We start from the raw sequence: 24,479 nt of genomic DNA, 5'->3' as shown, positions 1-24,479 counted from the left end.
CAGGCAAGAGGTCAGCGGTTCGACTCCGCTATTCTCCACAGAGAATTTCAGAGAAAAACTGAAGCTTTCTTTTTTAGCTTTATAAACCCTTCAGTGCCGCAGGGATATAGGCAAAATGATCGGGGGGATACCAGAGTGGCCAAATGGGACAGACTGTAACTCTGTTGTCGCGAGACTTCGAAGGTTCGAATCCTTCTCCCCCCACTACAAAAAAGTCTTTCAGTTAATTCTGGAAGACTTTTTTTTTGCGCATTGAATTAAATCAACTCTGGAGAAATTAAGGATCAAGTCAGAACTTTTGAAACAACTTGTACGCCAAACTGCTGCTTTAAAAATGAAATCGTCCAGGATTCCCTTTGAAAATTTACCCGTTAAACTTCCCATAATAAATAAATGCCTTTCCACCAATGTAGGCTATTAGCGTTGAAGATTATCCTGATGCGTAAAAATGTCCGTAATTGTCCGCAGCTGTCCGCAGTTGTCCGTGGGTTAGCCCAAGGGAAAATTATAATTTCATTAATCTTCAACTAGTTATGGTTTGGTTGTGCCTGAGTGGTGGTCGGGGTGACACCAGGTTGAAAACAGGCTTTAACTATGGCAAGTCCAAGTCATTTCAACTAGTTGTTTTGACTTGGACTTGCCATGCTCTCGCGTTACTTTAGCACTGCTCTTACCCTAACGAGTACCCGACCAGTACTCAGGCAGTACCCGGCAGATATAGATTTATTATTTAGCTATTTTGAATTTATTTACGAACAGCCGGCCTTGTTTCGGCTGAGTCATTCCCATGCAAATTGAAAGCTTTCAGCGCAAATTCCAGAGACATAAGAGCATCCGTGACAGCAAAGACTTTCTGTTTAGCGTGTCAAAATTTATGCTTAAAAAAGAGCCTGCTCCAAAAGTTGATGACTTGATCCGAAATTAAAAGATAAATTTTTATACTATTTAACTTTCCCCACAATATCCAGTCTAAATTCCTTTCATGACAATAATATTAAACTAATCAATTGATTTACAGATTTTTCGTCATGCCGTCACAACAATTCGCCTCAACTCTTCGTTTATTAATAATAAATAATTTGTTAAACAATGTACAGAACGCCTTGTTTAATAAACATATTTTTCACCAATAGATATTATGTCAAAACTGATTCAAATCATAGAAGACGACGAAGCTATACGAGATGTAATAGAATATATTCTGCAACAGTCAGAATTTGATGTTACAGTGGCTGCCAATGCTAAAGAATTTAAAATTAACCTCTTTAATACCTTGCCTGATCTTATTCTGATGGATGTAAGACTTCCGGATGGAAATGGGATACAGTTGTGCCGGAAATTGAAACAGAGCCTGGACACCAGGCATATTCCGGTAATTATCATTTCTGCACATGCCAATGCTGAACAAAGCAGTAAAGAAGCTTTTGCAGATGATTTTATAAGTAAACCATTTGATTTAGACGATTTATTAAAGCGTGTTGAGAATCAATTAGCTTAGAACCTTAAAAAGCCACTATGATTTATTACAAGATGTCACTTTTAGGCGAAAATTTCCAGGTGAAACGACTGTCACTCCATATTTCCTTATTCAGAATAGTACATAGACGGGGAATTTTGGAAATATATAAAAATAGGTCATCAGGAAAATGGTCGGTGCTTTTCCGTTCCAATCCTGATGACCTGATCTCGGCCTCTTTTATAGGACCTGAAATTGAGAATTTATATCTGTTACATAGGGCTACAGGCTAAATACCTGAGGTTTCTCCGTGATCAGGATATTTCCTGATCACGTTTGAACGGAATTATTTTACTGTAGCTGACCAGTTGTCCATTTTATTTTCAAAAACACTAAGCGGCAATGAACCATCTTTAAGTACTTGATGATGGAATTCGGCAAGCTTAAATTTAGCACCTTGTTGTTTTTCATATCTGCTGCGCAATTCACGAATCTTCATCGCCCCTATTTTATAACCTAATGCTTGTGCAGGCATTCCCATATAGCGTTCAATTTCGGCTGTTGCTCCTTGTTCGTTAATGGCTTCGTTGTCCATCATATACTTGATAGCTTGTTCTCTGGCCATGTTTTTGGTATGTATCGCTACATCTACAACCAAGCGGATAGCACGATGCATTTCATCACCCAATGCGCCCATATACTGGTAAGGATCAGTATATAAACCAAGCTCTTTACCTAAGGATTCACAATATAATGCCCAGCCTTCTACGTAAGCGTTGTGCATTCCAAAGCGTCTGAATTTAGGAAGTTCTGTATTTTCCTGTGTTAAGGAGATCTGGTAATGATGACCAGGAATTGCTTCATGAAGAAATAGAGATTCCATCCCAGAAGTGGTATTAAACTTGGTGGCATCCAGTATAGGTACGTAAAAAATCCCAGGACGTTTACCGTCGGCAGATCCCTGATTGTATTCTGCACTGGCAGACGCTGCCCTGAAAGCTTCTGTTTGACGGATTTCAAATGGTGTTTTGGGAACGGTCGTAAACATGGTTTTCAGGTTTGGTTCCATTCGTTTATGAATGTTATCAAAAGCAGCCAGAATTTCAGCAGATGTTTTATAAGGCATGAATTTAGGATCCGTTTTCATGTACTCAAAAAATGCCTTAAGGTCACCTTTAAATCCTGTTTTATTTTTGATGCTATCCATCAATGAATGGATCCTTGCTACTTCTTTCAGTCCGGTCTGATAAATTTCTTCAGGGGTTTTGGTTGTCGTAGTTTGTTGTTTAACCAGGTAAGTATACATGGCTGTACCCTCTGGTAAAGAAGAAAAGCCAGAAGTAGTTCTGGATTTCGGCAGATATTCATTTTTCAGAAACGTGCCAAGCTTTTTATACGTTGGAACGATAACATTCAGAATGGTATTGCGATAAGCCTCGGTCAGTCTTTTTTTATCTGCGTCTGCAAAGTCTTTTGGCATTTGGGTAACCGGTGCATAAAATAAACTCTTTGCAGGGTCGGTAACGACCATACTCAGCATTTGAGGATACATTTTCACGACCAATGCTTTAGGTAAAACGATACCAGATGCTATTCCTTTCTTAAAGTTTCCAATAGCTGTATCTGCCCATACGGAAAATGCATTGACACGTTTTAACCAGTCTTCATAGTCTTTAACTGTTTTAAATGGTTGTGCACCTGTACCAGATCCCAATTGCCCGATAGTTAAGGGTAAGGCATTCATCTGATTAAAAGGAAGATATTCAAAATGATATTTTAAACCTTCAAGACCAGTTTCCAGGTTATCTTTTAACACATCAAAAGATAACTTATCGTTTTCATCGAGCTGGTCACGTTTGTATTTGCCCAAACTATCCAGATATTGTTTGTAGAAGTTTTTAGTGGTATTCAGATAAGCGACAGAACCATCATTGGGCAACTCGCTGTTATACCTGTTATCTCCTGCGTAGGTAGCAGAAATTGGATTTAATTTTAAATAATCTTCGTAATACTGATCACATAATTTGCTGAATTGCGGATTCGCATTACTTTTTTGGTCTCCCTGTTTACAAGCCGCCATAGTACCAGCAAACAGAAGAACAAAGGCTATTCTTTTCATAAATTTTGAGTTTAGAAAATAAAGCTAGTCAATATTTATCAGGTTCTGTCTATTCGATCAGGGTATTAAATCTGGATTCAATATGGCTTTTAGCTTGTTTTTGAAAATCTTCAGGAGATTGCCCGCTTTGCTTTTTAAAGAAACGGCTAAAGTAAGAACGGTCTGTAAAGTTCAGGTTATAAGCTATTTCTTTGAGTGTGTTTTCGCTGTGGATGATTTGCCTTTTAGCTTCCAGAATAATCCTGTCATGGATGAGTTGCATGCCTGTTTTATCCAGTTTATCTTTTAAGATCTGGTTGAGGCGTTTGGCACTTAAACCCAATTCTCCGGCATAAAAGTCTGCATTCCTTTCCACTTGATAATTCTCTTCCAGCAGCATCATAAATTCGTATACTCTTTTCTGATTGACGTCTTGTGTGGTAAATACGTGTTCTTTAATGCGGATGAGTTTCAGCAGAAAAACTTTCAGTAATGCTTTCAGGATCAAAAAGCTGTTGCTTTGCTGTTTGTACTCTTCTTCGAGCAACTGATAAATTTTATCCAGTTCGACAGCATTTTCTTTGGTTAAGGGCAGACATGAAAATTCTCCCTGAATATTAAAGATTTTAAAGATGTCGAGGTAGAATTCTTTGTCTTCTTCATCCAGAAAGTCTCTTTTAAATGATAATAAGATACCATTTTTACCTGCTTTGTTCAATTGATGCACCCGGTATGGTGGAATAAGATAGATCCAGTGTCCTGCTACTGGTTTCTCTTCTTCTTTAACGGCATGTAATGGAAATTCATTTTGCAGCCAGACAATTTCAAAAAAGTCTTTTCTTCCCGGATCATTCAGATAACTGGGCGGACATTTCTCCAGGTTTCTGATATATATTAATGACTTTTCTAATCCAAGGCCGGTACTTTCTTCCATCTGGGTCAAATATATTAATAGTTAAGGATGTATTAGTAGTCGTTTCCAAATAGTCCCATACTATGCGCATATAGTGTAACGTAAAGACTGCATGCCCCCACTACCTTTGACGCAGACAAAAAAGAGATGGGTAGTGCAAACATAAATGACCAGGCAGCCAGTTTACAGGCAAACCTGGAATTGATTTTACAAGAGAACCAGAAGTTAGCAACGCAACTGGATTTTATTCAGTTAACAGCAATAATACCTCATTTACAGCAGGCAGAACGTGTGTTTGTGATTGGTGCCGGCCGTACAGGTTTAGCATTGAAAGCTGCTGCAATGCGCTTAATGCATTTTGGGTTCACTGTATTTGTTGCGGGAGAAACAACCACACCTGCAATTAAAAAGGGGGATCTTTTGATTGCAGCTTCCGGTTCAGGAACGACCAGTACTATCGTAAAGGCAGCGGAGAAAGCTGTGGCTGCTGGTGCAAAGGTCATTGCCTTTTCTACAACCAGCGATTCTCCTCTTGCGAGTTTAGCTACGCTTGTGCTGCTAATTCCTGCTGCACAAAAACAGGATCATGGAAAGACTATTTCTGAGCAGTATGCAGGCAGTTTATTTGAACAAGCTTTATTCTTACTGACAGATGCACTTTTTCAGACCATGTGGGCTGCTGATGGCACTCCTGCTGAAGAGTTATGGAAAAGACATGCTAATCTTGAATAAGAGATACCCGCTTACACAATCGATTTTAAAGAAATACAAACAATAATTAAAAACAAATTACAATGGCAAAATTACAAGTCGCAATAGATTTATTAACTACAAAAGATGCTTTAGCATTAGCTGCTAAAATCGCCCCTTATATTGATATTATTGAATTAGGTACTCCATTAATTAAAAATGAAGGTATTGCAGTAGTTACAGCAATGAAACAAGCGCACCCTGATAAATTAGTATTTGCTGATTTAAAAACAATGGATGCTGGTGAATTAGAGGCTGATATTGCTTTTAAAGCGGGTGCTGATTTAGTTACGGTTTTAGGTGCTGCCGGAGATGCTACTATTGCTGGTGCAATTAAAGCTGCCAAAGCGCATGGTAAAGGTATCGTTGTAGATACAATTGGTGTAGCTGACCGTGTTAAACGTGCACAGGAAGTAACTAAACTGGGTGCTGAATTCGTAGAATTACATGCAGGTTTAGATGAGCAATGGACTGAAGGTTATTCTATCCAGGTTTTAATTGATGAGGCTGCCCGTGCTGGTGTCCCTGTTTCTATCGCTGGTGGTGTAAACATCAACAATGTGACAGCTGTGATTAAAGCAGGTGCAATAGTAGCGGTTGCTGGTGCTGCAATTTATGGTGCAGAAGACCCTGCTGCTGCTGCAAAAGCTTTACGCGAAGCAATTGATGCTGTATAATTAAAATTATTTCACTGGAAAGACGGGTCAATAATATTGATCCGTCTTTCATTTTTTAAAAGAATAAGTTCTACACAATGCTATGTAATATTTAACCCGACATAGTCCTTTATCGCTATTATGGAACACTATTTGATGAACTTTTGGTTCAAATAATGGCCAAACATAATTAATTATGATTAAAAGGATACACGTACTTGAAGATGACAGTGATATCAGGTATATCATTGAATATTTATTGAAGGATGAGGGGTATGAACTGCAGCTTTCTTCGTCGGTTAGTGAACTAAAAAGTAAACTAAGAGACTCTTTGCCTGATCTGTTTATTATTGATGTGATGCTGCCTGACGGGAATGGAATTGAAATTTGTGATGATCTTAAAAATGACATGTTTACCAAACATATTCCGGTTATCGTGATGTCTGCAAATCCAAGAAGTAAACAAATGAGTTCGCAGGCTTGTGCAGATGATTATATCAGCAAGCCATTTGATCTGGATGATGTGGTCAAAAGAATCAGTAATTTATTAGTCAAAAAGACTGCTTAAAACAGCTGCGGATATCTGCCATGAAGGTCTCAAGGCAGATATTTTATTTAACCTTTTAGCAGAAATGCTGAAATCAGTGACGCAGTCCTGGCAGAAGCTCCGGGTTTGCCCATAATGACCGACAATTCCTTATAATCTTCCATCATTTTCGTTCTCCCCGCCCCTTCAATCACCCTGTGCAGCTGGTCTGTAATATTCACGGTATTGCAATCCTCCTGAATCAGTTCAGTGACTACTTCTCTATCCATAATCAAATTCACCAGAGATATAAACCGGATCTTTACCAGCATTCTTGCAATTGCAATAGAAATTGTCCCTCCTTTATAAACCACCACTTGTGGTACATGAAATAAAGCAGTTTCTAAAGTTGCAGTGCCTGAAGCCACAACAGCTGCTGTTGCCACATGAAGCAGATCATAGGTTTTTCCGAAAACGAGCTTTACATTTTTTGCGCCAATAAATTGCTGATAATAAACTACCGGAAATCCTGGTGCTGCCGCAACAACAAATTGCTGAGCTGGAAACTGTTCAGTAACGCTGAGCATTGCAGGCAACAGGCGTTCTATTTCCTGCTTACGGCTTCCCGGAAGCAAAGCAATTATGTTATTTTCATTGAATTGATGTTGTACCCGGAAATCCGGATCTGGTATAAAGGAAGCTTTTTCATCCAGTAAAGGATTACCTACATAATCCACCTTCATCCCCCAGCCTTTGTAGAAATCTACCTCAAATGGAAGGATACAAAACATTTTATCAACTACTTTTTTTATCTTCAGTACCCGCTTTTGGTTCCACGCCCAGACTTTTGGAGAAATATAGTAACACACTTTAATATCTTTCTCTTTTCCAAAACCAGCAATCTTTAAATTAAAGCCAGGAAAATCAATCAGAATCAAAACATCGGGCGAATAGGCCAGGATATCTTCTTTACAGGTCTTTAAGTTCCTGAATATCGTCCTCAGGTTAAGCAGTACTTCTGTAAAGCCCATAAATGCCATCTCTGCATAATGCTTTGCGAGCGTTCCTCCTTCTGCTTTCATTTTATCCCCGCCGAAATATCTGAATTCAGCCTCAGGATCCTGATCCTTCAGCGCCTTCATTAAATTAGCTCCATGGAGATCTCCGGAAGCTTCGCCGGCTACAAGATAATATTTCATGATTGTGATATTTTATAGAAAAAGAAAAGCATCCCCCATATAAATGTTGCACCTAATACGCCTCTCCCGGTATTTTCTTTATTCACCTTAAAAAAGTACTTCAGCAGTAAAGCATTCACGGCAATACAGCCAATCAGCAACAGGTCTGCTTTAGCGAGGTAGGCTATCTGGTGCATAATAAACCAGACGATGGAAAGCAGTACTCCCGGAAGGAAAATACCGATTCCAAAACCTACCCATACATTGTCTTTAATCTGATTAATCATTAAATGTCCATGAGTTTAATATTGGAATTACATGATGTGCTGTTAAATCAAATTGAACGGGTACAACCGATACAAAACCATTTTCCAATGCCCATACATCTGTATCTTCTCCTTTATCGTTATTCTGAAATACTCCGGATAACCAGTAGTAAGGACGGCCATATGGATCTTTACGTTCATCAAATTCTTCTGCCCATTTTGCATTTGCTTGTCTGCAAATTTTAATTCCTTTCAGGTCTGCGCCTTTAGGGAAATTAACATTCAGCAGGGTAGCTTGTGGCAAACCATGATCAAGTACCTGGCGGACTATTGTTTTAACAAATTTAATGCAGTGACTGAAATCAGCTTCTTCAGAGAAATCATCTAAAGAGAAACCAACAGAAGGAATGCCTTCAATTGCACCTTCCATAGCAGCTGACATCGTTCCCGAATAAATAACATTAATGGAATTGTTCAATCCATGATTAATACCTGAAACACACAAGTCAGGTTTCTTACCTTTAAATATTCTGTTTACTGCAAGTTTAACGCAATCAACAGGTGTACCAGAACATTTATACATTTCAACGCCTTCATACAGGTGTACCCTGTCAAAACGCAAGGGCTTTCCAATGGTAATTGCGTGTCCCATTCCTGACTGTGGCCCATCGGGGGCGACCACTACAACATTACCAAATTCCTTAACGGCTTCAATCAGATTCCTGATACCTGGCGCGGTAACACCATCATCATTTACTACTAAAATATTGGGTCTGGATTGCTCTTTCTTCATGGGGGTAAAAGTACAAGATTATAGGATATATATAACTAGTTTCTCATATTTCAAAAGTATATTTGGTCATAACTTATTAAACATGAAAAAAAAACTATTACTCTTATCCTGCTTTATCCTTGCTGGATCGTCCTTAATGGCGCAGGTGGGATATGAGTGGAAAACGGCATCCTCTGGTGGATATACTTATAAGTATGTGACCAACGATCCTACCAAATCCCGTTTTTATACTTTGCAAAATGGTCTCACAGTAATTCTTTCTGAAAATGCAAAGGAACCTAGCATCGAATTTCGTATGGCTGTGAGAGCTGGTAGCAATAACGACCCGCGTACTTCTACTGGATTAGCACACTACCTGGAGCATCTTTTATTTAAAGGGACCGACCGCTTTGGTACGCTGGATTATGCTAAAGAAAAACCTTTACTGGACAAAATAGAAGGATTATATGAAAAATACCATGCAACAACTGATCCTGCTAAACGGAAAGAAATCTATGCCCAAATAGATAAAACCTCTGGTGAAGCTTCTAATTACTCTATTGCAAATGAGTATGATAAAATGATGAAATCTATCGGCGGACAGTCGACAAATGCACATACGTGGTATGAGGAAACTGTTTACAATGAAGATTTACCTGCTAATGCGACTGATAAATTTCTTGCTTTACAGGCTGAACGTTTCCGCAACCCAGTATTCCGTATTTTCCATACAGAACTAGAAGCTGTTTATGAGGAGAAAAACCGCGGACTTGACAATGATTCCTGGAAAATCAGTGAGAAGATGAATGATTTGTTGTTCCCTACGCATAACTATGGACAGCAAACTACCATCGGAACAATTGAACATTTAAAGAATCCTTCTCTGGTAGAAATCCGCAAGTATTATAACAAATATTATGTTCCTAATAATATGGCTGTTATTCTTTCTGGCGATTTTAAAGCCGATGAGATGATTAAAAAGGTGGATCAGTCTTTCTCTTATATGAAAGCAAAACCTCTTGAATTATACAATCCTGCTGCTGAAAAACCATTAACCAAAATTCAGACTGCCAATATCAATGGCCCAAGTGCCGAAGCAGTTAGAATCGGTTACAGAGGGTATGCGGAAAATACGAAGGAAAGTATGATGCTTGATTTAATTTCCAGCATTCTTGCTAATGGTAAAGCTGGTTTAATGGATATTAATTTAAACAAACAACAGAAAGTATTAAATGCGGGTGCGGGTTATCAGCAGATGAAAGATTATGGTACTTTCCTTTTAGTTGCCCAACCTAAAGAGGGCCAGTCACTGGATCAGGCCAAACAATTATTACTAGATCAGCTTACTTTATTAAAAAAAGGTGATTTTAACGAGAGTCTGATTAAGGCAACAGTTGCCAATAGTAAATTAAGCTTGTTAGAGTCATTCGATAAAAATGATTTCCGTGTAGAAGCAGTCACCACTGAGTTTATCTCAAACCGTGCAACGAAATGGGACAAATCATTAAGAAATCCTGATGAGATGGCTAAAATCAGCAAGAAAGAAGTTGTTGATTTTGCGAACAAGTTCTTCAAGGATAATTATGTGGTTATTTTGAAACATAAAGGAGAAGACAAGAGTATTCAAAAGGTAGATAAACCGGCAATCACTCCGGTTAAAACGAATACAAATGAGACTTCTGTTTTCACCAAAACCTTACTGGATACACCTTCAAAGCCTATTGAAGCAAGATTCCTTGATTACCAGAAGGATCTGAACTTCGGCAAAGCTGGTATTGCTGATGTAGTAACTGTTCAAAATAAAGAGAACAGCATTTTCAACTTGACCTATCGTTTTGACATGGGTGCCTGGAATTCTAAATTAATGCCTTATGCTGCAAAATATCTTGCTTTTTTAAGTACCGATAAATATACTGCAGAAGAGATCAGCAAGCAGTTCTATAACATTGCTTGTAATTATTCATTCTCTGTAAAAAATGAGGTAACTACGATTGAAATCAGCGGCCTTCAGGAGAATTTTGACAAGGCGGTAAATTTAGTCGAACATGTGTTTGCAAATTGTAAAGCAAATGAGGAGGCATTGAAAGAGATGAAAAGCAGTATTCTTAAATCAAGGGAGAATACAAAGCTCAACAAGAGTGCAATACTTTCCGGCCTGATGAGTTACGCGCAGTATGGTCCAAAAAATCCGACTAATTTTGTTTTATCCAATGAAGAGGTACAACAACTAACTTCTGCACAATTATTGGACGTTTTACACCATATCAATGAAACTAAGCATTCTATAAATTATTATGGTCCTGAATCAATTGAGGTGTTCACTAAAAACATTGAAAAAGCTCATGCCTTGCCTAAAGCTTTCATTGAAACAGCTCCTGCGCAGCAGTTTGTTTACACTGATCATAAGGACAACCAGGTTTATTTCGCAAACTATGATATGGTACAGTCCGAAATTCGCTGGATAAGAAACAGTGGTGTTTACAACCCTTCGGAGGCGGCTAAAATTGACCTGTTTAACAGCTATTTTGGGGGTGGCATGGGTTCTATAGTTTTTCAGACGATCAGAGAGTCCAAAGCTTTAGCCTATTCAACTTATGCGTATTATTCAGCTCCGGATAAAAAAGAAAAAGACTATTCAATGATTGCTTATGTAGGGAGTCAGGCAGATAAAATGAATGATGCTGTTGGTGCAATGAATGAGCTATTGAATGTATTACCTGAGTCTGAGAAAAACTTTCAGTCATCGAGATCTAATACTTTAAACTCTTTAGAAACTTCAAGGATCACCAAAAATGCAATTATCGATCATTATTATGCTGATCAGAGATTAGGTCTTGATCATGATTCCAGAATCGATGAGTATAAAGGTTTACAGCCTTTAACTTTCGCAGATATCAAAGCTTTTCATACTAGCCAGGTAGCCAATAAGCCCTATAACTATTGTATAGTAGCTTCTGATAAAAAAGTAAAAACGCAGGATATAGAGAAATTTGGTAAGTTGAATACACTTACACTGGAACAAATATTCGGTTATTAAGTTAAATTTAATATTTTATTCAAAAGGAGATGCTTTTAGCATCTCTTTTTTTTTAGCTAATCTCAGACCTAAGACCCTGTCTTACAACACACATAAATAAAAAATTTAAATGAAAAAAAATTGGAAGTGTAAAAAATTTCTTTAAATTAGTTAACACGAACTAAATGAATAAATTTAAACTAACAATTAGACAAATATTCTACTGAAAAACTATCAGATTTACTTTTGTTAACTATTATTTTCAAACCAATAACCTAAAACAAACAAAACTATGAAAAAACTAGCTTTACTTTCACTGGTGCTTATTGCAGGCACTTTCACCGCTTTTGCTGTTAAAGCCAATCAATCAAAATTAGCAGCTTTCTGCCATTGTGAGCCGGATATCAAATGCAATTCTACCGGGGCGTGGGGTATTAAAACTCAAATCTGTCCTTAATTCAAAAACAGAAAATACTTATCGTAAATTTTAATGCGCTCTAAATTTTAAAACAAAAAGGCCGCTTGCGCGGCCTTCTTTTTTATGAAAAAAAACCTGCTTATACTTTCTGCACTTTTTTGCAGTGCAATTCTGATTATGTATATTTTAATCAGGCATGCTGAACCAGACAGGATTTATGCGAATTTCACAAGAGACTATCATAAATTTAAATTGCTTCCTATTGATACTATTCTTTTTCCTGGCAGGGTAAGCATCATGAAGGCCGATCAGGGTAATATCTATGGTTATGTATATAACCAAAACAGCATATTCCGCTATAATTCTTTCAGTCATCAAACTGACACCTTTTTTGCAAAGAAAAACCTGCCGGTAAATATTGTCACCAGACTGGAAATTGACACAATTACTAATAAATTTTATATTTTTGATGACACAGGTAATAAGGTAATTACCTACCAGCCGGATAAAAATAAGATTGACAGTATTCTTTTTCGAAAAAATAATAAAGGAGTGTCCGGAGACAGTTTAGAGAACAACTTTTTTCTTTCTTCTGACTATGATACTACAAAAAAAATCTTGCAGTTAAAACTCAGAAATTTCTCATTCCCAGGTAAAGACTCTGTACTTCATCAATTTCCTTTCTTCGAAGACGGCGGACTTTCAGCAGACGGATTTTTTGTCAGGAACCTTCATTCGCATGAACATTTTTACATCCCGTTTTATAATGGAAAAATTATCAAATACGATGATCAGCTTAATAAAATATCTTCATTTCATACCATTGATCAAACAAAATCCGGCAACATTACAGTAAAGACCGGAAAGATATATACGCGTTCAAGTAAATCTATTGTAATTAATTCTACAGCTGCTGTTGATGCCAAATATCTTTATATACTATCTTACGTACTGACACAGGATGCAGCAGCCAGTGGATACCGGGGCCCTGCAATAGATGTATACCATACAAAAACAGGAAATTATGAAGGTAGCTTCAGACTGCCTGGTTTCGAAAACAGACCTGTCATACAACTGGCCCGCTATGCTGACAAACTGATAGCAGTATATGAGAATAACATCTTAATTTTCAAGCTCAATATTTATGAAAAGTAATTATATCCAAACTGCCGTAGTTATACTTTTATGTATACTTTTTATTTATGCAGGGATTTTCAAGGCTATGGATTATCAGTTATTTCTTTCAGACCTCAGCAAATCACCTTTACTGGTAAAATACGATAAAACCTTATTGGCGCCTATGGTACTCGGCACTGAATTCCTGATCGTAGTTTTACTGAGCTTTACTTTAACAAGGAAAGCCGGACTATTTCTTTCTTTTTTTGTCATGCTCTTATTTACATTATATTTAAGTACACTTTACTTTCTTTATACAAATATCCCTTGTTCATGCGGAGGTATACTAGGTAAAATGTCCTATCCAACACATATTATTTTTAATGCTGTATTTACAGTAATGTCAGCTGCCGCCATACTGGTGGGTGTTAAAAAGCCAGTTATTCTAAAATAAAAAAAGAGAGGCCTTTTCAGACTTCTCTTTTTCTATTTTTATCAGGTTGAATTATAAAGATTTCAACCAGTGATCACTTCCTCGCGGATCTTACTTGTTTTCTGTTGTAATTTACCGTAAAGCTCATCATCTTTACCTTCTTCGTGTTTCAAATCATCCTCTGTAAGATCTCCATCTGCCTGCTTTACTTTACCTTTCAACTCATTCCATTTTCCTTATAACTCTAAACTATCCATAGTATATATTTTAAATTAATGATCGTTTTGAAAATCCGGAGCGGCTATTTTGTTTATAACTTTAGACAAAAATTTAACTTAAAGAAAGTATATTTACCTTAAGTGTTTAAATATATCAAAAGAGCTATGCAAGTAACAGATACCAGTATAAGCAGCCTGCCATGGAGCAGAAGCTTAAAAATCCAATCCATTATAAGAATTAATCGCCGGAGCCGGACAATAATCCCCGAAATCAAACTTTCAGGCCATTGGCTTAGTGAAATCGGTTTCACTCCAGATCAGAGAGTAAATATTACTATGGTTAATAACGCATTGGTTATCGATCTGGCAAAATAGAAAAGGGCTCCTCAAACTAGTTTGAGGAGCCCTTTTCTATATAATTCTATAAAGATTTTAACCAGGTGATTACTTCATCACGGGTTTTACCTGTTTTCTGCTGTAATTTACCATAAAGTTCATCGTCTTTACCTTCTTCATGTTTCAAGTCGTCTTCTGTAAGATCTCCGTAGGCCTGTTTCACTTTACCTTTTAACTCATTCCATTTTCCTTTTAACTCTAAACTGTCCATAGTATTTGTTTTAAATTAATGATCGTTTCGATAAGGAACAGCCGAAGCTTAAAAATTGTTTTGAAGGGTATGATTCTTTACAATTGCTGTGCAGAAGCAATGATTTCTTCTACAACTCCAGGATCTAACAATGTACTTGTATCCCCAAGATTCGTAGTTTCCCCTTCAGCAATTTTACGAAGTATTCTACGCATGATCTTCCCTGAGCGTGTTTTCGGCAAGCCAGTTACAAATAAAATCTTATCTGGTTTCGCAATAGCACCGATTACACGGGTTACTGTCTGCAGAATATCTTTCTTGGTTAATTCAGGTTCATCGTGCAGCTTCGGATAGATTACGAAAGCATATATCCCCTGCCCTTTTACCTCATGAGGATACCCGACAACAGCACTTTCAACTACACCAGCATGCATATTGATTGCATTCTCTACTTCGGCCGTACCAATTCTATGTCCTGAAACATTGATGACATCATCTACCCTTCCAGTGATTTTATAATACCCATCTTCATCGCGCATACAGCCATCACCTGTGAAATAAAGGTTCGGATAGGTCGAGAAATAAGTCTGTTTACATCTTTCATGATCACCATAAGTAGTACGCAATATACCTGGCCACGGGAATTTAATACAAAGATTACCATTCACGCCGTTCCCTTCAATCTCTTTTCCATTTTCATCAACCAGCAGGGGCTGAATTCCTGGTAAAGGCAGCGTTGCACAAGCCGGCTTTAATGGGGTTACAAAAGCAATTGGAGAAATCATTAATCCACCAGTTTCAGTTTGCCACCAGGTATCTACGATAGGGCAGTTTTTATGACCGACCTCTTCATCAAACCAGTGCCATGCTTCTTCATTGATAGGCTCTCCTACTGAGCCCAAAACCCTCAGGCTGCTCATGTCTATTCCTTCTAAAGGTTCTTTGCCGAAACTCATTAATGAACGGATGGCAGTCGGAGCAGTATAGAGGATATTAACTTTATGTTTTTCTACGACTTCCCACAATCTTGATGGTGTAGGATAAGTAGGAATCCCTTCAAATATCAAAGTCGTTGCACCTTGTGAAAGCGGACCATAAACAATATAAGAGTGTCCGGTAATCCAGCCGATATCGGCAGTACAGAAAAATACTTCGTCTGGCTGGTAATTAAATGCGTTGGCAAAAGTGTACCCTGCATAAACCATGTAGCCCCCTACGGTATGTACTACACCTTTTGGCTTTCCGGTAGACCCTGAAGTATATAAGATAAACAACATGTCTTCTGCGTCCATTTCTTCGGCAGGACAAATAGTATCTACCAATTTAATCTCATCTTCAAACCATAAATCACGGCCTTTCAGCATCGAAACAGGAGTACGTGTGTGGGTAAGGACAATCACTTTCTCTACTGTCGGACATCCGATTAAAGCGTCATCAATAACCTCTTTCAGCTGAATTTGTTTACTTCCACGGAAAGAGCCATCTGCAGTAATAACCAGTTTACAAGCTGAATCATTGATTCTGTCAGCTATTGATTTAGCAGAAAACCCACCGAATATAACAGAGTGGACTGCTCCGATACGTGCACAGGCCAGTACTGCAATAGCAAGTTCTGGCACCATCGGCATATAAATACAAATACGGTCACCTTTTTTTACACCATTTTTCTTTAGCACGTTAGCAAACCGGCATACTTGTTCATGAAGAATCTTATACGTCAGCGTCACACTTGGTTTTTCAGGGTCGTTCGACTCCCAGATAATCGCAGGTTTGTCACCACTTTTCTCCAGGTGACGGTCAAGGCAGTTTTCAGTAATATTCAACTTCGCACCTTCAAACCATTTGATCTGTGGGTCAGTGAAATTCCAGGATAAGACTTTATCCCATTTCTTTTTCCATAGAAATTTTTCTGCTATTCCAGCCCAGAATTCTTCTGGATGCTCGACACTGAACTTATAGGTTTCCTCGTACTCGGCTAAAGATTTGATTTGCATCATATATTTGGTAATAATTTTAAGCTAATATAAATTATTTGAAAGGTAGTCAAAAGATTATTATAGCAAAATATATGTTGTCAGTTCGTTACCATACAGCGTAATAACGCAATGAATAGTGCAAGATTCGTGTTTGTGGGCTATTTATGTATCTTTGCCGGAAGAGCAACAAGAGTTAATCCATAAAATTTGAAAAATAATCACATGGACTCTTGATCGTTACAAATATTTTCGTGATATTTGCACACTCTTAAAAAATTAAGCGAAGAACAATTTAACAATATATATTAAAGGCATGTCTAGAGTTTGTGATTTAACCGGAAAAAAGGCTATGAGTGGTTTTAATGTTTCTCACTCAAACGTTAAAACTAAACGTAAGTTTTATCCCAACTTACAACTTCAGAAATTTTATATTCCTGATGAAGACCGTTGGATAACACTGAAAGTTTCTACTTCAGCTATCAAAACCATCAATAAAATTGGTATTACTGAAGCTATTAACCGTTTCGTAAAAAAAGGATTTTTGTAAAAACATTGTTGATGTGAATCAACTAAATTATTAATAAAATGGCAAAAAAAGGTAACAGAGTACAAGTTATTCTAGAATGTACAGAGCATAAAACTAGCGGCATGCCTGGTATGTCTAGATATATCTCTACAAAAAACCGTAAAAACACTACTGAGAGATTAGAATTGAAAAAATTCAATCCGGTATTGAAGAAAGTAACTGTACACAAAGAAATTAAGTAATACATTTCCAATCTATTTAGATCATGGCAAAAAAGGTAGTTGCAACCCTTAAAACGGGTAAAGGTAAAGAATATTCAAAAGTTATTACGATGACTAAATCACCAAAATCTGGTGCATATTCTTTCAAAGAAGTTATCGTTCATAACGATCACGTTAAAGATGCTATTGCTGGACAAGGCAAGTAATTTTAATATTTAATGATATTAAAGCCGTCCCTATATTTATGGGAGGGCTTTTTTTGTTTTCATCTACATTTCTATGGGACTATTCGATTTTTTCAAGAAAAAGGAAACTGCTCCTGAAGCTCAGGAAGTATTAAATAAAGGTTTAGAGAAAACTAAAAACGGGTTCCTTAACAAAATCACGAAAGCTGTTGCCGGAAAATCAACAGTTGATGATGATGTACTGGATAATCTGGAGGAAGTACTGGTTACTTCTGATGTTGGTGTAACTACTACCTTAAAAATCATTGACCGGATTCAGGACAGGGTGGCAAAAGACAAATATCTGTCCACCTCAGAATTGAATCTGATCCTCCGCGATGAAATCCAGCTTTTACTGGCTGAAAATAACAGCAATGATTTCCGTAATTTCGAGTACGGTGATCATAAACCTTATGTAATCATGGTAGTTGGTGTGAATGGTGTGGGTAAAACTACCACCATTGGCAAGCTTGCCCATAAACTTAAAGCTGAAGGGCTGAAAGTGGTATTGGGTGCTGCAGATACTTTCAGGGCTGCAGCTGTTGAACAGATTAAATTATGGGGCGAACGCATTGATGTAAGAGTAGTAGCCCAGGCAATGGGTTCTGATCCGGCGTCTGTTGCATTTGACACCATACAATCTGCCGTTGCTAACGGAGAAGATGTAGTGATCATTGACACAGCCGGAAGGTTACATAACAAAATCGGGCTGATGAACGAACTGGGAAAAATCAAAAAAGTGATGGAGAAGGTAATCCCTAATGCACCACATGAGATTTTACTGGTACTTGACGGCTCAACCGGACAGAATGCATTTGAGCAATGTAAACAGTTTACAGAAGCTACAGATGTAAATGCACTGGCAATTACTAAACTGGATGGCACAGCCAAAGGTGGTGTAGTCATTGGTATTTCTGATCAGTTTAAAATCCCTGTTAAATACATTGGGGTTGGCGAAGGTGTGAATGACCTTCAATTATTTGATAAAAAAGCTTTTGTTGACGGCCTGTTTAAATAAGCCATCTTTTAAAAGCAATATATACACACAAGATGAATACGAAAACGACTTCTAAAATTATCCCTGTTAAGAAACCAAAAATTAACGTAATTACACTGGGTTGTTCCAAAAACATTTACGATTCTGAGGTTTTGATGGGACAATTAAGAGGGAATAGCTTAAATGTAGTGCATGAAGCTAATGACATCAATAAGGATGATATCATTGTCATCAATACCTGCGGCTTCATTGACAATGCAAAACAGGAGTCTATTGATACTATTCTTCAATACAGTCAGTTAAAAGAAGAAGGCAAAATCAGTAAAGTAATTGTAACGGGATGTCTTTCTGAACGCTATAAGCCTGAACTGGAATCAGAAATAAAAAACGTTGATGCCTTTTTCGGTACTAACGATCTGCAAAATATATTACACTCATTAGGTGCAAATTATAAGCATGAATTGATTGGAGAACGTTTATTAACCACACCTTCACATTTTGCTTATTTTAAAATTGCAGAAGGCTGTAACCGTCCCTGCTCTTTTTGCGCGATTCCTTTGATGCGTGGTAAACATGTATCGACTGAAATGGAAGCTTTAGTCAAAGAGGCAAAAATATTAGCTGCTAACGGAACTAAAGAATTAATACTGATTGCTCAGGATTTAACGTATTACGGTTTGGACATCTACGGTAAACGTAATCTGGACGAATTGTTAAGACGTCTTTCTGATATTAATGGTATCGAATGGATCAGGTTACAATATGCTTATCCTTCAGGATTCCCAATGGAAATCCTGGATGCAATGAACGAAAGAGAAAACATCTGTAAATATCTGGATATGCCTTTACAGCACATCACTGATAATATGCTAAAGTCTATGCGCCGTGGAATCACGAAACAAAAGACTATTGATATCGTTAACCAGATCAGGGATAAAGTTCCTGGAATTGCGATGCGTACCACACTGATTTGCGGTTACCCTGGTGAAACTGAACAGGATTTTGAAGAAATGTTACGTTGGGTAGAAGATACCCGTTTCGACAGGTTAGGTTGTTTTACTTATTCTCATGAAGAAAAAACGCATGCACATAATTTAGTCGATGATGTACCTGATGAGGTAAAACAAGAACGTGTTGATGCGATCATGGAATTACAACAAGGAATTTCTTATGAAATCAACCAGGATAAAGTAGGTCAGATTTACAAAGTCCTGGTAGATCGTAAAGAGGGTGATTTCTTTATCGGACGTACTGAATTTGACTCTCCTGAAGTTGATAATGAGGTTTTAATCGATGCTAACACGGGTTATGCTGCAAATGGCAGCTTCGTAAATGTCGCAATTGACCGTGCTGAGGATTTTGATCTATATGGACAGATTGTAAAATAATATTGCGTTTTGCTGAATTATGGTTTATTAACTTAATTTCGTAGCAATGCAGGCCAAGTACATCTCTTATCAGCAAACACACGCTTTTTCATCCATTGTATTGGATTACATAGATGGAAAGGATAATCTGGAGTCTTTTTATAAGCACTCCCCTACTTTAGAAGGTTTTAAAAAAGCAATCGGGGACCGGAAATATTCTGGTGACCGCAGCTTATTAGTAAACAGCCTGCACAAGCAGTATCAGCATTTACGGCCTTCTGCTTTAGTTCTTGAAAATATCAACTTATTAGCTGATGACCGTACGTTTACCATAACCACAGGTCATCAGCTAAATATTTTTACAGGCCCCCTTTATTTTATCTATAAAATCGTTACTGCGATTAAACTGGCGGCGGACCTCAAACAACGTTTTCCTGATTATAACTTTGTGCCTGTCTACTGGATGGCTACAGAGGATCATGATTTTGAAGAAATCAATCATGTGAAAGTAGAGGATAAAATGCTGACCTGGAAAAAAAACGCTGCTGGTGCTACCGGCAGATTAACGACTGCTGATATTACGGAAGCACTTGTTGGCTACAAAGGCTATCTGGGTATTAGTAAAAACGGTACTGAATTTTCACAAATAGTTGAAAAGGCCTATACTTCCAATAAAACGCTTTCTGATGCGACACGCGAACTCGTAGATACCTTATTTGGTAAAAAAGGCTTAGTTTGTGTGGATGCGGATGATGCCACATTAAAAGCGCAGTTTTCACCAATTGTCTACCAGGATATTGTTGAGCAAAACAGTTTTGCACAGATTAATACAAGCAGTGCGGCTTTAGAAGCAAAGGGTTATAAACCCCAGGTGAATCCAAGAGAGATCAATTTCTTTTATATGGACAACCAGCTTCGTGAACGTATTGTAGAAGAAAATGGCGAATATAAGGTCCTGAACACCGAAATCAGTTTCACAAAAGAAACTTTAAAGCAAGAAATAGACAACCATCCTGAGCGTTTTAGTCCCAATGTAGTCATGCGTCCGGTTTACCAGGAATTAATTCTGCCTAACCTTGCTTATATTGGTGGTGGAGCTGAAGTGACGTATTGGTTACAATTAAAAGCGAATTTTGATTTCTATAAAATCCCTTATCCTATCCTGATCCTAAGAAATTCAGCGTTAGTTATAGACGATAGAAGTGCCAGAAAAATGCAAATCCTGGATATCAGTCCGATCACTTTATTTGATAGTGACGAGCAATTGAAAAACCAGTGGATCAAAGCACATGTTGGTGACTCTCTTTGTCTGGACGATGAGCAACGTGCCATAAGAGCTGTTTTTGATCAGATTAAGTTAAACTCCTATAAAATAGATAAAACGCTTTCTATGTCTGCCGAAGCTGCTAAAACAAAAGCTTTAAAACTGGTCACTAACCTGGAAAAAAAACTTTTGAGAGCTGAAAAGCGAAAGCACACTACCTCTTTACAGCAAATTGATACCCTAAAAAATAAATTATTTCCATCAGGCGTACTGCAGGAACGTGTACTGAATATTGCACCGATGTATGTTCTTTACGGAGAAGATTTTATTGAGGGTTTATTAGCTGCATTCAAACCGCTCGATTATAAATTTACGGTTTTATACGCTTAACTCAATCAAATGACCTTTCATACTTTTACAGAGACGCGTTTACGGAATTTTACCAAAAGCGTCTTTTTAAGAATGGGCTGTTCTGCCACAGATGCAGATCTCGCCACAGACGTATTGTTACGCTCTGATCTCAGAGGAATAGACTCTCATGGCGTAGCCCGGTTAAGCGGTTATATCCGCTTATGGGAGAAAGAAAGAATTAATGCAACCCCAAATATCAGGGTAGTACATGAAACGCCAACCACAGCCACTGTAGATGGCGATGCTGGCCTTGGCCTGGTAGTTGCTCCTTTCGCAATGAAAATAGCGATGGAAAAAGCTGCGCTATACGGTAGCGGATGGGTTGCAGTAAAGAACTCCAATCATTTCGGTATTGCCGGCTATCATGCTTTACTGGCTGTAGAAAAAGATATGATCGGTATTAGTATGACTAATGCAAGTCCATTGGTTGCTCCTACTTATGCCAATGAGAGGTTATTAGGGACAAATCCTATGTGTTACGCTTTTCCTGCTGGCAAATATCCTCCGGTAGTTGTTGATATGGCAACCGCAGCAGCTGCAAATGGAAAACTGGAAATTGCACAACGCGCAAACCAGCCAATTCCTGATGGCTGGGCACAAGATCAAGATGGTCAGGGAACAACAGATCCCAATGCACTGAAAAATGGTGGTTCTTTATTGCCACTGGGAAGTGATAAGGACCATGGTAGTCATAAAGGGTACGGTTTAAGTGCAACTGTTGATATTTTAACAGCAGTACTCTCAGGAGCTAATTATGGCCCGTGGGTGCCTCCTTTTGTAGCTTTTCTTGAACCTTCAGCAAATCCTGTAGGAGAAGGCTTAGGTCATTTCTTCGGCGCAATGCGCATAGATGGATTTCGTCCTGCACAAGATTTCAAGGATCACCTGGATAACTGGATCGAGCGCTTTCAAAATGCTAAAACCATCGATCCCGCCAAACGGGTAATTATTCCGGGAGAACCTGAATATGCATTTGAACAAGAGCGCAGGATAGCTGGAATTCCTTTAGTCGAACCAATTGTAAACGATCTGAACGAACTGGCAGATAAATTACAAATTAGCCGGTTATAAAGAAAGGGTTGCCATGTCAGAAACATAGCAACCCTTTCTATTATTAATACCTGATTATAAATCCTGGCTTAATGAATACCATTAAATAAACGGCCCCATCTGATTTTACTAAAGAAAGAACCATTGGTGTCATAACTCATCCAGATGAATAAAGCCTTTCCTACAATATGATCTTCTGGTACAAATCCCCAATATCTTGAATCCAGTGAATTATGCCTGTTATCTCCCATCATCCAGAAGTAATCCATTTTAAAAGTATAACTATCAGTTTTCACCCCATTAATTAACCATCCACCAGCAACTTTCTCTACTTTATTACCTTCATAAGTAGAAATTGCACGCTGATACAAAGGCATAGATACGCTATCCAGCTTTACAGTCCATCCCTTTTTAGGAATCTGAATAGGGCCCCAGTTATCAGCATTCCATTTTCTGTTTGGATCTTGTGGAAATACATTCGCTTCAACTGCTCCTGGTGCCGCAGTCCGTGTATTCACAGCAGCAACGAAATCAAGTTTCTTTACTTTATCCATCATTATAGGTGTACCCACAAAATTATAGGTATCCTGAGATAAAGCACTGATGTCTCTGTCAATCACAAAGCCCATTTCTTCAAATACCTGGAAATTGACATCACTGGTTTTAAACTTCACCATATAGTCGATTTGTCCGGTATTTTTCATGGGTTCAGCTTTACCATTGATCGTAACCAATCCATTTGACATACTTAAGATATCACCACTGATACCAATACAGCGTTTGATATAATTCTCTCTTTTATCTACTGGTCTGCTGACAATTGTATATTGGTTCTGAATCGCTTGTTTACCAACTGCGCGTACCATGTCATAATAATCTCTATCCTGAGCCTCTAATGCTACAGTATCACCATCCGGAAAGTTAAAAACTACGACATCATTCCTTTTGATATCCTGCATTCCAGGTAGTCTGCGGTATTTCCATTGTATGCCATCATAATAAGCTTTTGTTCCCGTCACAGGCATCGTATGGTGTGCGAAAGGAAAAGCAACCGGGGTCATAGGTATCCTTGCACCGTAATTCACTTTACTTACAAATAAAAAATCGCCGATTAACAGCGACTTCTCCATGGAACCCGTAGGAATAGTATAAGCTTCAATAAAAAATACGCGGATAACAGTTGCGGCAATTACAGCGAAAACAACGGCATCAAACCATTCTCTGCTTTTGGTCTTTTTCTTTTTCGGCTCAGTATTATTCTTTTGCCAGAACTTCCAATTCATATGTTTTGTTATTTTAAATTAAATATATCAGATATATTATAGAATCCCTGTTTATTTTGCAGCCATTCAGCAGCTACTACTGCACCCAATGCAAATCCAGCACGGCTATGCGCAGTATGTTTCAATTCTATTTCATCTACTTCTGAGCTATAAATCACTGTATGTGTACCTGGTATATTTTCAATCCGCTGCGAAGCGATCAAAACTTGTTCTTGTTTAAGTACTTCTAACGCAGGATTGCCATCCAGTTCATTTACCCACTCAGATTTACGGTCCATATTTTCGATAATTCCTTCTGCAAGCGTCATAGCTGTACCACTTGGTGAGTCCAGTTTCTGCGTATGGTGAATTTCCTCTACCTGTACTTCATATACCGGGTAATTGTTCATCACTTTTGCAAGCACTTCATTAATATGAAAAAACAAATTAACCCCAATACTGAAATTAGACCCGTATAACAGTGTATTGTTACGGCGCAGACATTCGTCCTTTATTTCCTGCAATTGCCCATACCAGCCCGTTGTACCTACAACGATAGGTACATTTGCATCAAAGCAAGTATATATATTATTAATAGCAGCATCAGGCGTACTGAAATCTATGGCTACATCTGCTTTTCTTAAATTAGACACAGTCAGGTCGGCCAGGTTATCTATGCCTACTTTCAGGACAACTTCATGTCCTCTTTCTATAGCAAAACGTTCAATGATCTGACCCATTTTACCGTAACCGATTAAAGCTATATTCATTTATTTATA

26 protein-coding genes and 1 tRNA gene are annotated in these 24,479 nt (G+C 38.0%); 17 read left to right on the top strand and 10 right to left on the bottom strand.

The annotated features are described in order from the left end of the window. Window positions 1–121: 121 nt before the first annotated feature. Window positions 122–204 (top strand) — tRNA-Tyr (locus AY601_RS24235). Window positions 205–1,138: 934 nt separating this feature from the next. Beyond that, the gene (locus AY601_RS24230) at window positions 1,139–1,498 is read left to right on the top strand and encodes a response regulator (protein WP_084359440.1); all 360 of its coding nucleotides are present in this window, start codon (window positions 1,139–1,141) and stop codon (window positions 1,496–1,498) included. Window positions 1,499–1,802: 304 nt separating this feature from the next. Here AY601_RS24230 and AY601_RS24225 read toward each other — a convergent pair whose 3' ends face one another. Both AY601_RS24225 and AY601_RS24220 read right to left on the bottom strand, forming a co-directional pair. Beyond that, window positions 1,803–3,575 carry a DUF885 domain-containing protein gene (locus tag AY601_RS24225; RefSeq protein ID WP_068406337.1) on the bottom strand — a complete coding sequence of 591 codons (1,773 nt, stop codon included), beginning with the start codon at window positions 3,573–3,575 and terminating at the stop codon, window positions 1,803–1,805. 49 nt (window positions 3,576–3,624) lie between these two features. Beyond that, the gene (locus tag AY601_RS24220) at window positions 3,625–4,488 is read right to left on the bottom strand and encodes a helix-turn-helix domain-containing protein (protein ID WP_068406334.1); all 864 of its coding nucleotides are present in this window, start codon (window positions 4,486–4,488) and stop codon (window positions 3,625–3,627) included. Between the two features lie 126 nt (window positions 4,489–4,614). Here AY601_RS24220 and hxlB point away from each other — a divergent pair, with 126 nt between their 5' ends. The 3 genes from hxlB (at window position 4,615) to AY601_RS24205 (ending at window position 6,441) form a co-directional block, all read left to right on the top strand. Continuing rightward, window positions 4,615–5,199, top strand: coding sequence for a 6-phospho-3-hexuloisomerase (hxlB, locus tag AY601_RS24215; protein WP_068406331.1), 585 nt, complete (start codon window positions 4,615–4,617; stop codon window positions 5,197–5,199). A gap of 62 nt (window positions 5,200–5,261) precedes the next feature. After that, entirely contained in the window at window positions 5,262–5,894 is a 633-nt protein-coding gene (hxlA, locus tag AY601_RS24210; RefSeq protein ID WP_068406325.1) for a 3-hexulose-6-phosphate synthase, read from the top strand. A 175-nt stretch (window positions 5,895–6,069) separates the two neighbouring features. Then, a complete protein-coding gene (locus tag AY601_RS24205; RefSeq protein ID WP_068406322.1) occupies window positions 6,070–6,441 on the top strand; it encodes a response regulator transcription factor in 372 nt (123 codons plus the stop codon). Between the two features lie 47 nt (window positions 6,442–6,488). On the opposite strand, the gene lpxB is transcribed toward AY601_RS24205, so the two are convergent. From lpxB to surE, 3 genes are read right to left on the bottom strand one after another with little or no spacing between them, the layout of a single operon-like run. After that, a complete protein-coding gene (lpxB, locus tag AY601_RS24200) occupies window positions 6,489–7,598 on the bottom strand; it encodes a lipid-A-disaccharide synthase (protein WP_068406319.1) in 1,110 nt (369 codons plus the stop codon). Beyond that, the gene (locus AY601_RS24195) at window positions 7,595–7,864 is read right to left on the bottom strand and encodes a stationary phase survival protein SurE (RefSeq protein ID WP_068406316.1); all 270 of its coding nucleotides are present in this window, start codon (window positions 7,862–7,864) and stop codon (window positions 7,595–7,597) included. The genes lpxB and AY601_RS24195 overlap by 4 nt, the downstream gene beginning before the upstream one ends. Continuing rightward, window positions 7,857–8,636, bottom strand: coding sequence for a 5'/3'-nucleotidase SurE (gene surE, locus AY601_RS24190; protein ID WP_068406313.1), 780 nt, complete (start codon window positions 8,634–8,636; stop codon window positions 7,857–7,859). Before surE ends, AY601_RS24195 begins: the two co-directional genes overlap by 8 nt. Window positions 8,637–8,718: 82 nt before the next feature. Between surE and AY601_RS24185 the strand changes: the two genes are divergently transcribed. From AY601_RS24185 to AY601_RS24175, 4 genes are all read left to right on the top strand, one after another. After that, window positions 8,719–11,652, top strand: a complete 2,934-nt coding sequence (locus AY601_RS24185) for a M16 family metallopeptidase (RefSeq protein WP_068407926.1) — start codon at window positions 8,719–8,721, stop codon at window positions 11,650–11,652. Window positions 11,653–11,923: 271 nt separating this feature from the next. Next, window positions 11,924–12,088 (top strand): hypothetical protein, encoded by a 165-nt coding sequence (locus tag AY601_RS25825; protein WP_157288087.1) that lies wholly within the window; start codon window positions 11,924–11,926, stop codon window positions 12,086–12,088. Window positions 12,089–12,172: 84 nt separating this feature from the next. Continuing rightward, entirely contained in the window at window positions 12,173–13,204 is a 1,032-nt protein-coding gene (locus AY601_RS24180) for a hypothetical protein (protein WP_068406310.1), read from the top strand. Then, window positions 13,194–13,619 (top strand): MauE/DoxX family redox-associated membrane protein, encoded by a 426-nt coding sequence (locus AY601_RS24175; protein ID WP_068406305.1) that lies wholly within the window; start codon window positions 13,194–13,196, stop codon window positions 13,617–13,619. The genes AY601_RS24180 and AY601_RS24175 overlap by 11 nt, the downstream gene beginning before the upstream one ends. A 62-nt stretch (window positions 13,620–13,681) precedes the next feature. Here the strand turns inward: AY601_RS24175 and AY601_RS24170 are convergent, their stop codons facing one another. Then, complete coding sequence (locus AY601_RS24170) at window positions 13,682–13,819, bottom strand: CsbD family protein (protein ID WP_232324662.1); 138 nt, start codon at window positions 13,817–13,819, stop codon at window positions 13,682–13,684. A 162-nt stretch (window positions 13,820–13,981) separates the two neighbouring features. On the opposite strand from AY601_RS24170, the gene AY601_RS24165 reads away from it, so the two are divergent. Continuing rightward, window positions 13,982–14,191, top strand: coding sequence for a SymE family type I addiction module toxin (locus tag AY601_RS24165; protein ID WP_068406304.1), 210 nt, complete (start codon window positions 13,982–13,984; stop codon window positions 14,189–14,191). 46 nt (window positions 14,192–14,237) lie between these two features. On the opposite strand, the gene AY601_RS24160 is transcribed toward AY601_RS24165, so the two are convergent. Then, the gene (locus AY601_RS24160; RefSeq protein ID WP_068406300.1) at window positions 14,238–14,423 is read right to left on the bottom strand and encodes a CsbD family protein; all 186 of its coding nucleotides are present in this window, start codon (window positions 14,421–14,423) and stop codon (window positions 14,238–14,240) included. Between the two features lie 77 nt (window positions 14,424–14,500). Beyond that, window positions 14,501–16,396, bottom strand: coding sequence for an acetate--CoA ligase (gene acs / locus AY601_RS24155; protein ID WP_068407924.1), 1,896 nt, complete (start codon window positions 16,394–16,396; stop codon window positions 14,501–14,503). A 295-nt stretch (window positions 16,397–16,691) separates the two neighbouring features. Here acs and rpmB point away from each other — a divergent pair, with 295 nt between their 5' ends. From rpmB to AY601_RS24125, 7 genes are all read left to right on the top strand, one after another. Next, a complete protein-coding gene (gene rpmB / locus AY601_RS24150) occupies window positions 16,692–16,925 on the top strand; it encodes a 50S ribosomal protein L28 (RefSeq protein WP_037437638.1) in 234 nt (77 codons plus the stop codon). Between the two features lie 38 nt (window positions 16,926–16,963). Beyond that, on the top strand, window positions 16,964–17,146 hold the full coding sequence (rpmG, locus tag AY601_RS24145) for a 50S ribosomal protein L33 (protein ID WP_008242799.1): 183 nt from the start codon (window positions 16,964–16,966) through the stop codon (window positions 17,144–17,146). A gap of 23 nt (window positions 17,147–17,169) precedes the next feature. Beyond that, entirely contained in the window at window positions 17,170–17,331 is a 162-nt protein-coding gene (locus AY601_RS25465) for a DUF4295 domain-containing protein (protein ID WP_082036098.1), read from the top strand. A 73-nt stretch (window positions 17,332–17,404) separates the two neighbouring features. Continuing rightward, on the top strand, window positions 17,405–18,367 hold the full coding sequence (gene ftsY / locus AY601_RS24140) for a signal recognition particle-docking protein FtsY (RefSeq protein WP_068406294.1): 963 nt from the start codon (window positions 17,405–17,407) through the stop codon (window positions 18,365–18,367). A 32-nt stretch (window positions 18,368–18,399) separates the two neighbouring features. After that, a complete protein-coding gene (rimO, locus tag AY601_RS24135) occupies window positions 18,400–19,734 on the top strand; it encodes a 30S ribosomal protein S12 methylthiotransferase RimO (protein WP_068406291.1) in 1,335 nt (444 codons plus the stop codon). Between the two features lie 46 nt (window positions 19,735–19,780). Then, the gene (gene bshC, locus AY601_RS24130) at window positions 19,781–21,367 is read left to right on the top strand and encodes a bacillithiol biosynthesis cysteine-adding enzyme BshC (RefSeq protein WP_068406289.1); all 1,587 of its coding nucleotides are present in this window, start codon (window positions 19,781–19,783) and stop codon (window positions 21,365–21,367) included. Window positions 21,368–21,376: 9 nt separating this feature from the next. Beyond that, window positions 21,377–22,459 (top strand): Ldh family oxidoreductase, encoded by a 1,083-nt coding sequence (locus tag AY601_RS24125; protein ID WP_068406287.1) that lies wholly within the window; start codon window positions 21,377–21,379, stop codon window positions 22,457–22,459. 68 nt (window positions 22,460–22,527) lie between these two features. Here AY601_RS24125 and lepB read toward each other — a convergent pair whose 3' ends face one another. Together lepB and dapB are read right to left on the bottom strand one after the other, a co-directional pair. Continuing rightward, window positions 22,528–23,721, bottom strand: a complete 1,194-nt coding sequence (lepB, locus tag AY601_RS24120) for a signal peptidase I (RefSeq protein WP_068406284.1) — start codon at window positions 23,719–23,721, stop codon at window positions 22,528–22,530. Window positions 23,722–23,729: 8 nt separating this feature from the next. Next, window positions 23,730–24,470 carry a 4-hydroxy-tetrahydrodipicolinate reductase gene (gene dapB, locus AY601_RS24115; RefSeq protein WP_068406281.1) on the bottom strand — a complete coding sequence of 247 codons (741 nt, stop codon included), beginning with the start codon at window positions 24,468–24,470 and terminating at the stop codon, window positions 23,730–23,732. Window positions 24,471–24,479 lie beyond the last annotated feature (9 nt).

The sequence above is a fragment of the Pedobacter cryoconitis genome, assembly GCF_001590605.1.
GTDB classification, from domain to species: Bacteria; Bacteroidota; Bacteroidia; order Sphingobacteriales; family Sphingobacteriaceae; genus Pedobacter; species Pedobacter cryoconitis_A.
Note: the sequence above shows the minus strand (reverse complement) of the source record. Positions and strands in the feature narration are given on the sequence as shown.

Bases quoted from the DNA above. Each gene is read 5' to 3' on its own strand.
- AY601_RS24230 (WP_084359440.1), top strand. From the start codon at position 1,139: ATGTCAAAACTGATTCAAATCATAGAAGACGACGAAGCTATACGAGAT.
- AY601_RS24225 (WP_068406337.1), bottom strand. From the start codon at position 3,575: ATGAAAAGAATAGCCTTTGTTCTTCTGTTTGCTGGTACTATGGCGGCT.
- AY601_RS24220 (WP_068406334.1), bottom strand. From the start codon at position 4,488: ATGGAAGAAAGTACCGGCCTTGGATTAGAAAAGTCATTAATATATATC.
- hxlB (WP_068406331.1), top strand. From the start codon at position 4,615: ATGGGTAGTGCAAACATAAATGACCAGGCAGCCAGTTTACAGGCAAAC.
- hxlA (WP_068406325.1), top strand. From the start codon at position 5,262: ATGGCAAAATTACAAGTCGCAATAGATTTATTAACTACAAAAGATGCT.
- AY601_RS24205 (WP_068406322.1), top strand. From the start codon at position 6,070: ATGATTAAAAGGATACACGTACTTGAAGATGACAGTGATATCAGGTAT.
- lpxB (WP_068406319.1), bottom strand. From the start codon at position 7,598: ATGAAATATTATCTTGTAGCCGGCGAAGCTTCCGGAGATCTCCATGGA.
- AY601_RS24195 (WP_068406316.1), bottom strand. From the start codon at position 7,864: ATGATTAATCAGATTAAAGACAATGTATGGGTAGGTTTTGGAATCGGT.
- surE (WP_068406313.1), bottom strand. From the start codon at position 8,636: ATGAAGAAAGAGCAATCCAGACCCAATATTTTAGTAGTAAATGATGAT.
- AY601_RS24185 (WP_068407926.1), top strand. From the start codon at position 8,719: ATGAAAAAAAAACTATTACTCTTATCCTGCTTTATCCTTGCTGGATCG.
- AY601_RS25825 (WP_157288087.1), top strand. From the start codon at position 11,924: ATGAAAAAACTAGCTTTACTTTCACTGGTGCTTATTGCAGGCACTTTC.
- AY601_RS24180 (WP_068406310.1), top strand. From the start codon at position 12,173: ATGAAAAAAAACCTGCTTATACTTTCTGCACTTTTTTGCAGTGCAATT.
- AY601_RS24175 (WP_068406305.1), top strand. From the start codon at position 13,194: ATGAAAAGTAATTATATCCAAACTGCCGTAGTTATACTTTTATGTATA.
- AY601_RS24165 (WP_068406304.1), top strand. From the start codon at position 13,982: ATGCAAGTAACAGATACCAGTATAAGCAGCCTGCCATGGAGCAGAAGC.
- AY601_RS24160 (WP_068406300.1), bottom strand. From the start codon at position 14,423: ATGGACAGTTTAGAGTTAAAAGGAAAATGGAATGAGTTAAAAGGTAAA.
- acs (WP_068407924.1), bottom strand. From the start codon at position 16,396: ATGCAAATCAAATCTTTAGCCGAGTACGAGGAAACCTATAAGTTCAGT.
- rpmB (WP_037437638.1), top strand. From the start codon at position 16,692: ATGTCTAGAGTTTGTGATTTAACCGGAAAAAAGGCTATGAGTGGTTTT.
- rpmG (WP_008242799.1), top strand. From the start codon at position 16,964: ATGGCAAAAAAAGGTAACAGAGTACAAGTTATTCTAGAATGTACAGAG.
- AY601_RS25465 (WP_082036098.1), top strand. From the start codon at position 17,170: ATGGCAAAAAAGGTAGTTGCAACCCTTAAAACGGGTAAAGGTAAAGAA.
- ftsY (WP_068406294.1), top strand. From the start codon at position 17,405: ATGGGACTATTCGATTTTTTCAAGAAAAAGGAAACTGCTCCTGAAGCT.
- rimO (WP_068406291.1), top strand. From the start codon at position 18,400: ATGAATACGAAAACGACTTCTAAAATTATCCCTGTTAAGAAACCAAAA.
- bshC (WP_068406289.1), top strand. From the start codon at position 19,781: ATGCAGGCCAAGTACATCTCTTATCAGCAAACACACGCTTTTTCATCC.
- AY601_RS24125 (WP_068406287.1), top strand. From the start codon at position 21,377: ATGACCTTTCATACTTTTACAGAGACGCGTTTACGGAATTTTACCAAA.
- lepB (WP_068406284.1), bottom strand. From the start codon at position 23,721: ATGAATTGGAAGTTCTGGCAAAAGAATAATACTGAGCCGAAAAAGAAA.
- dapB (WP_068406281.1), bottom strand. From the start codon at position 24,470: ATGAATATAGCTTTAATCGGTTACGGTAAAATGGGTCAGATCATTGAA.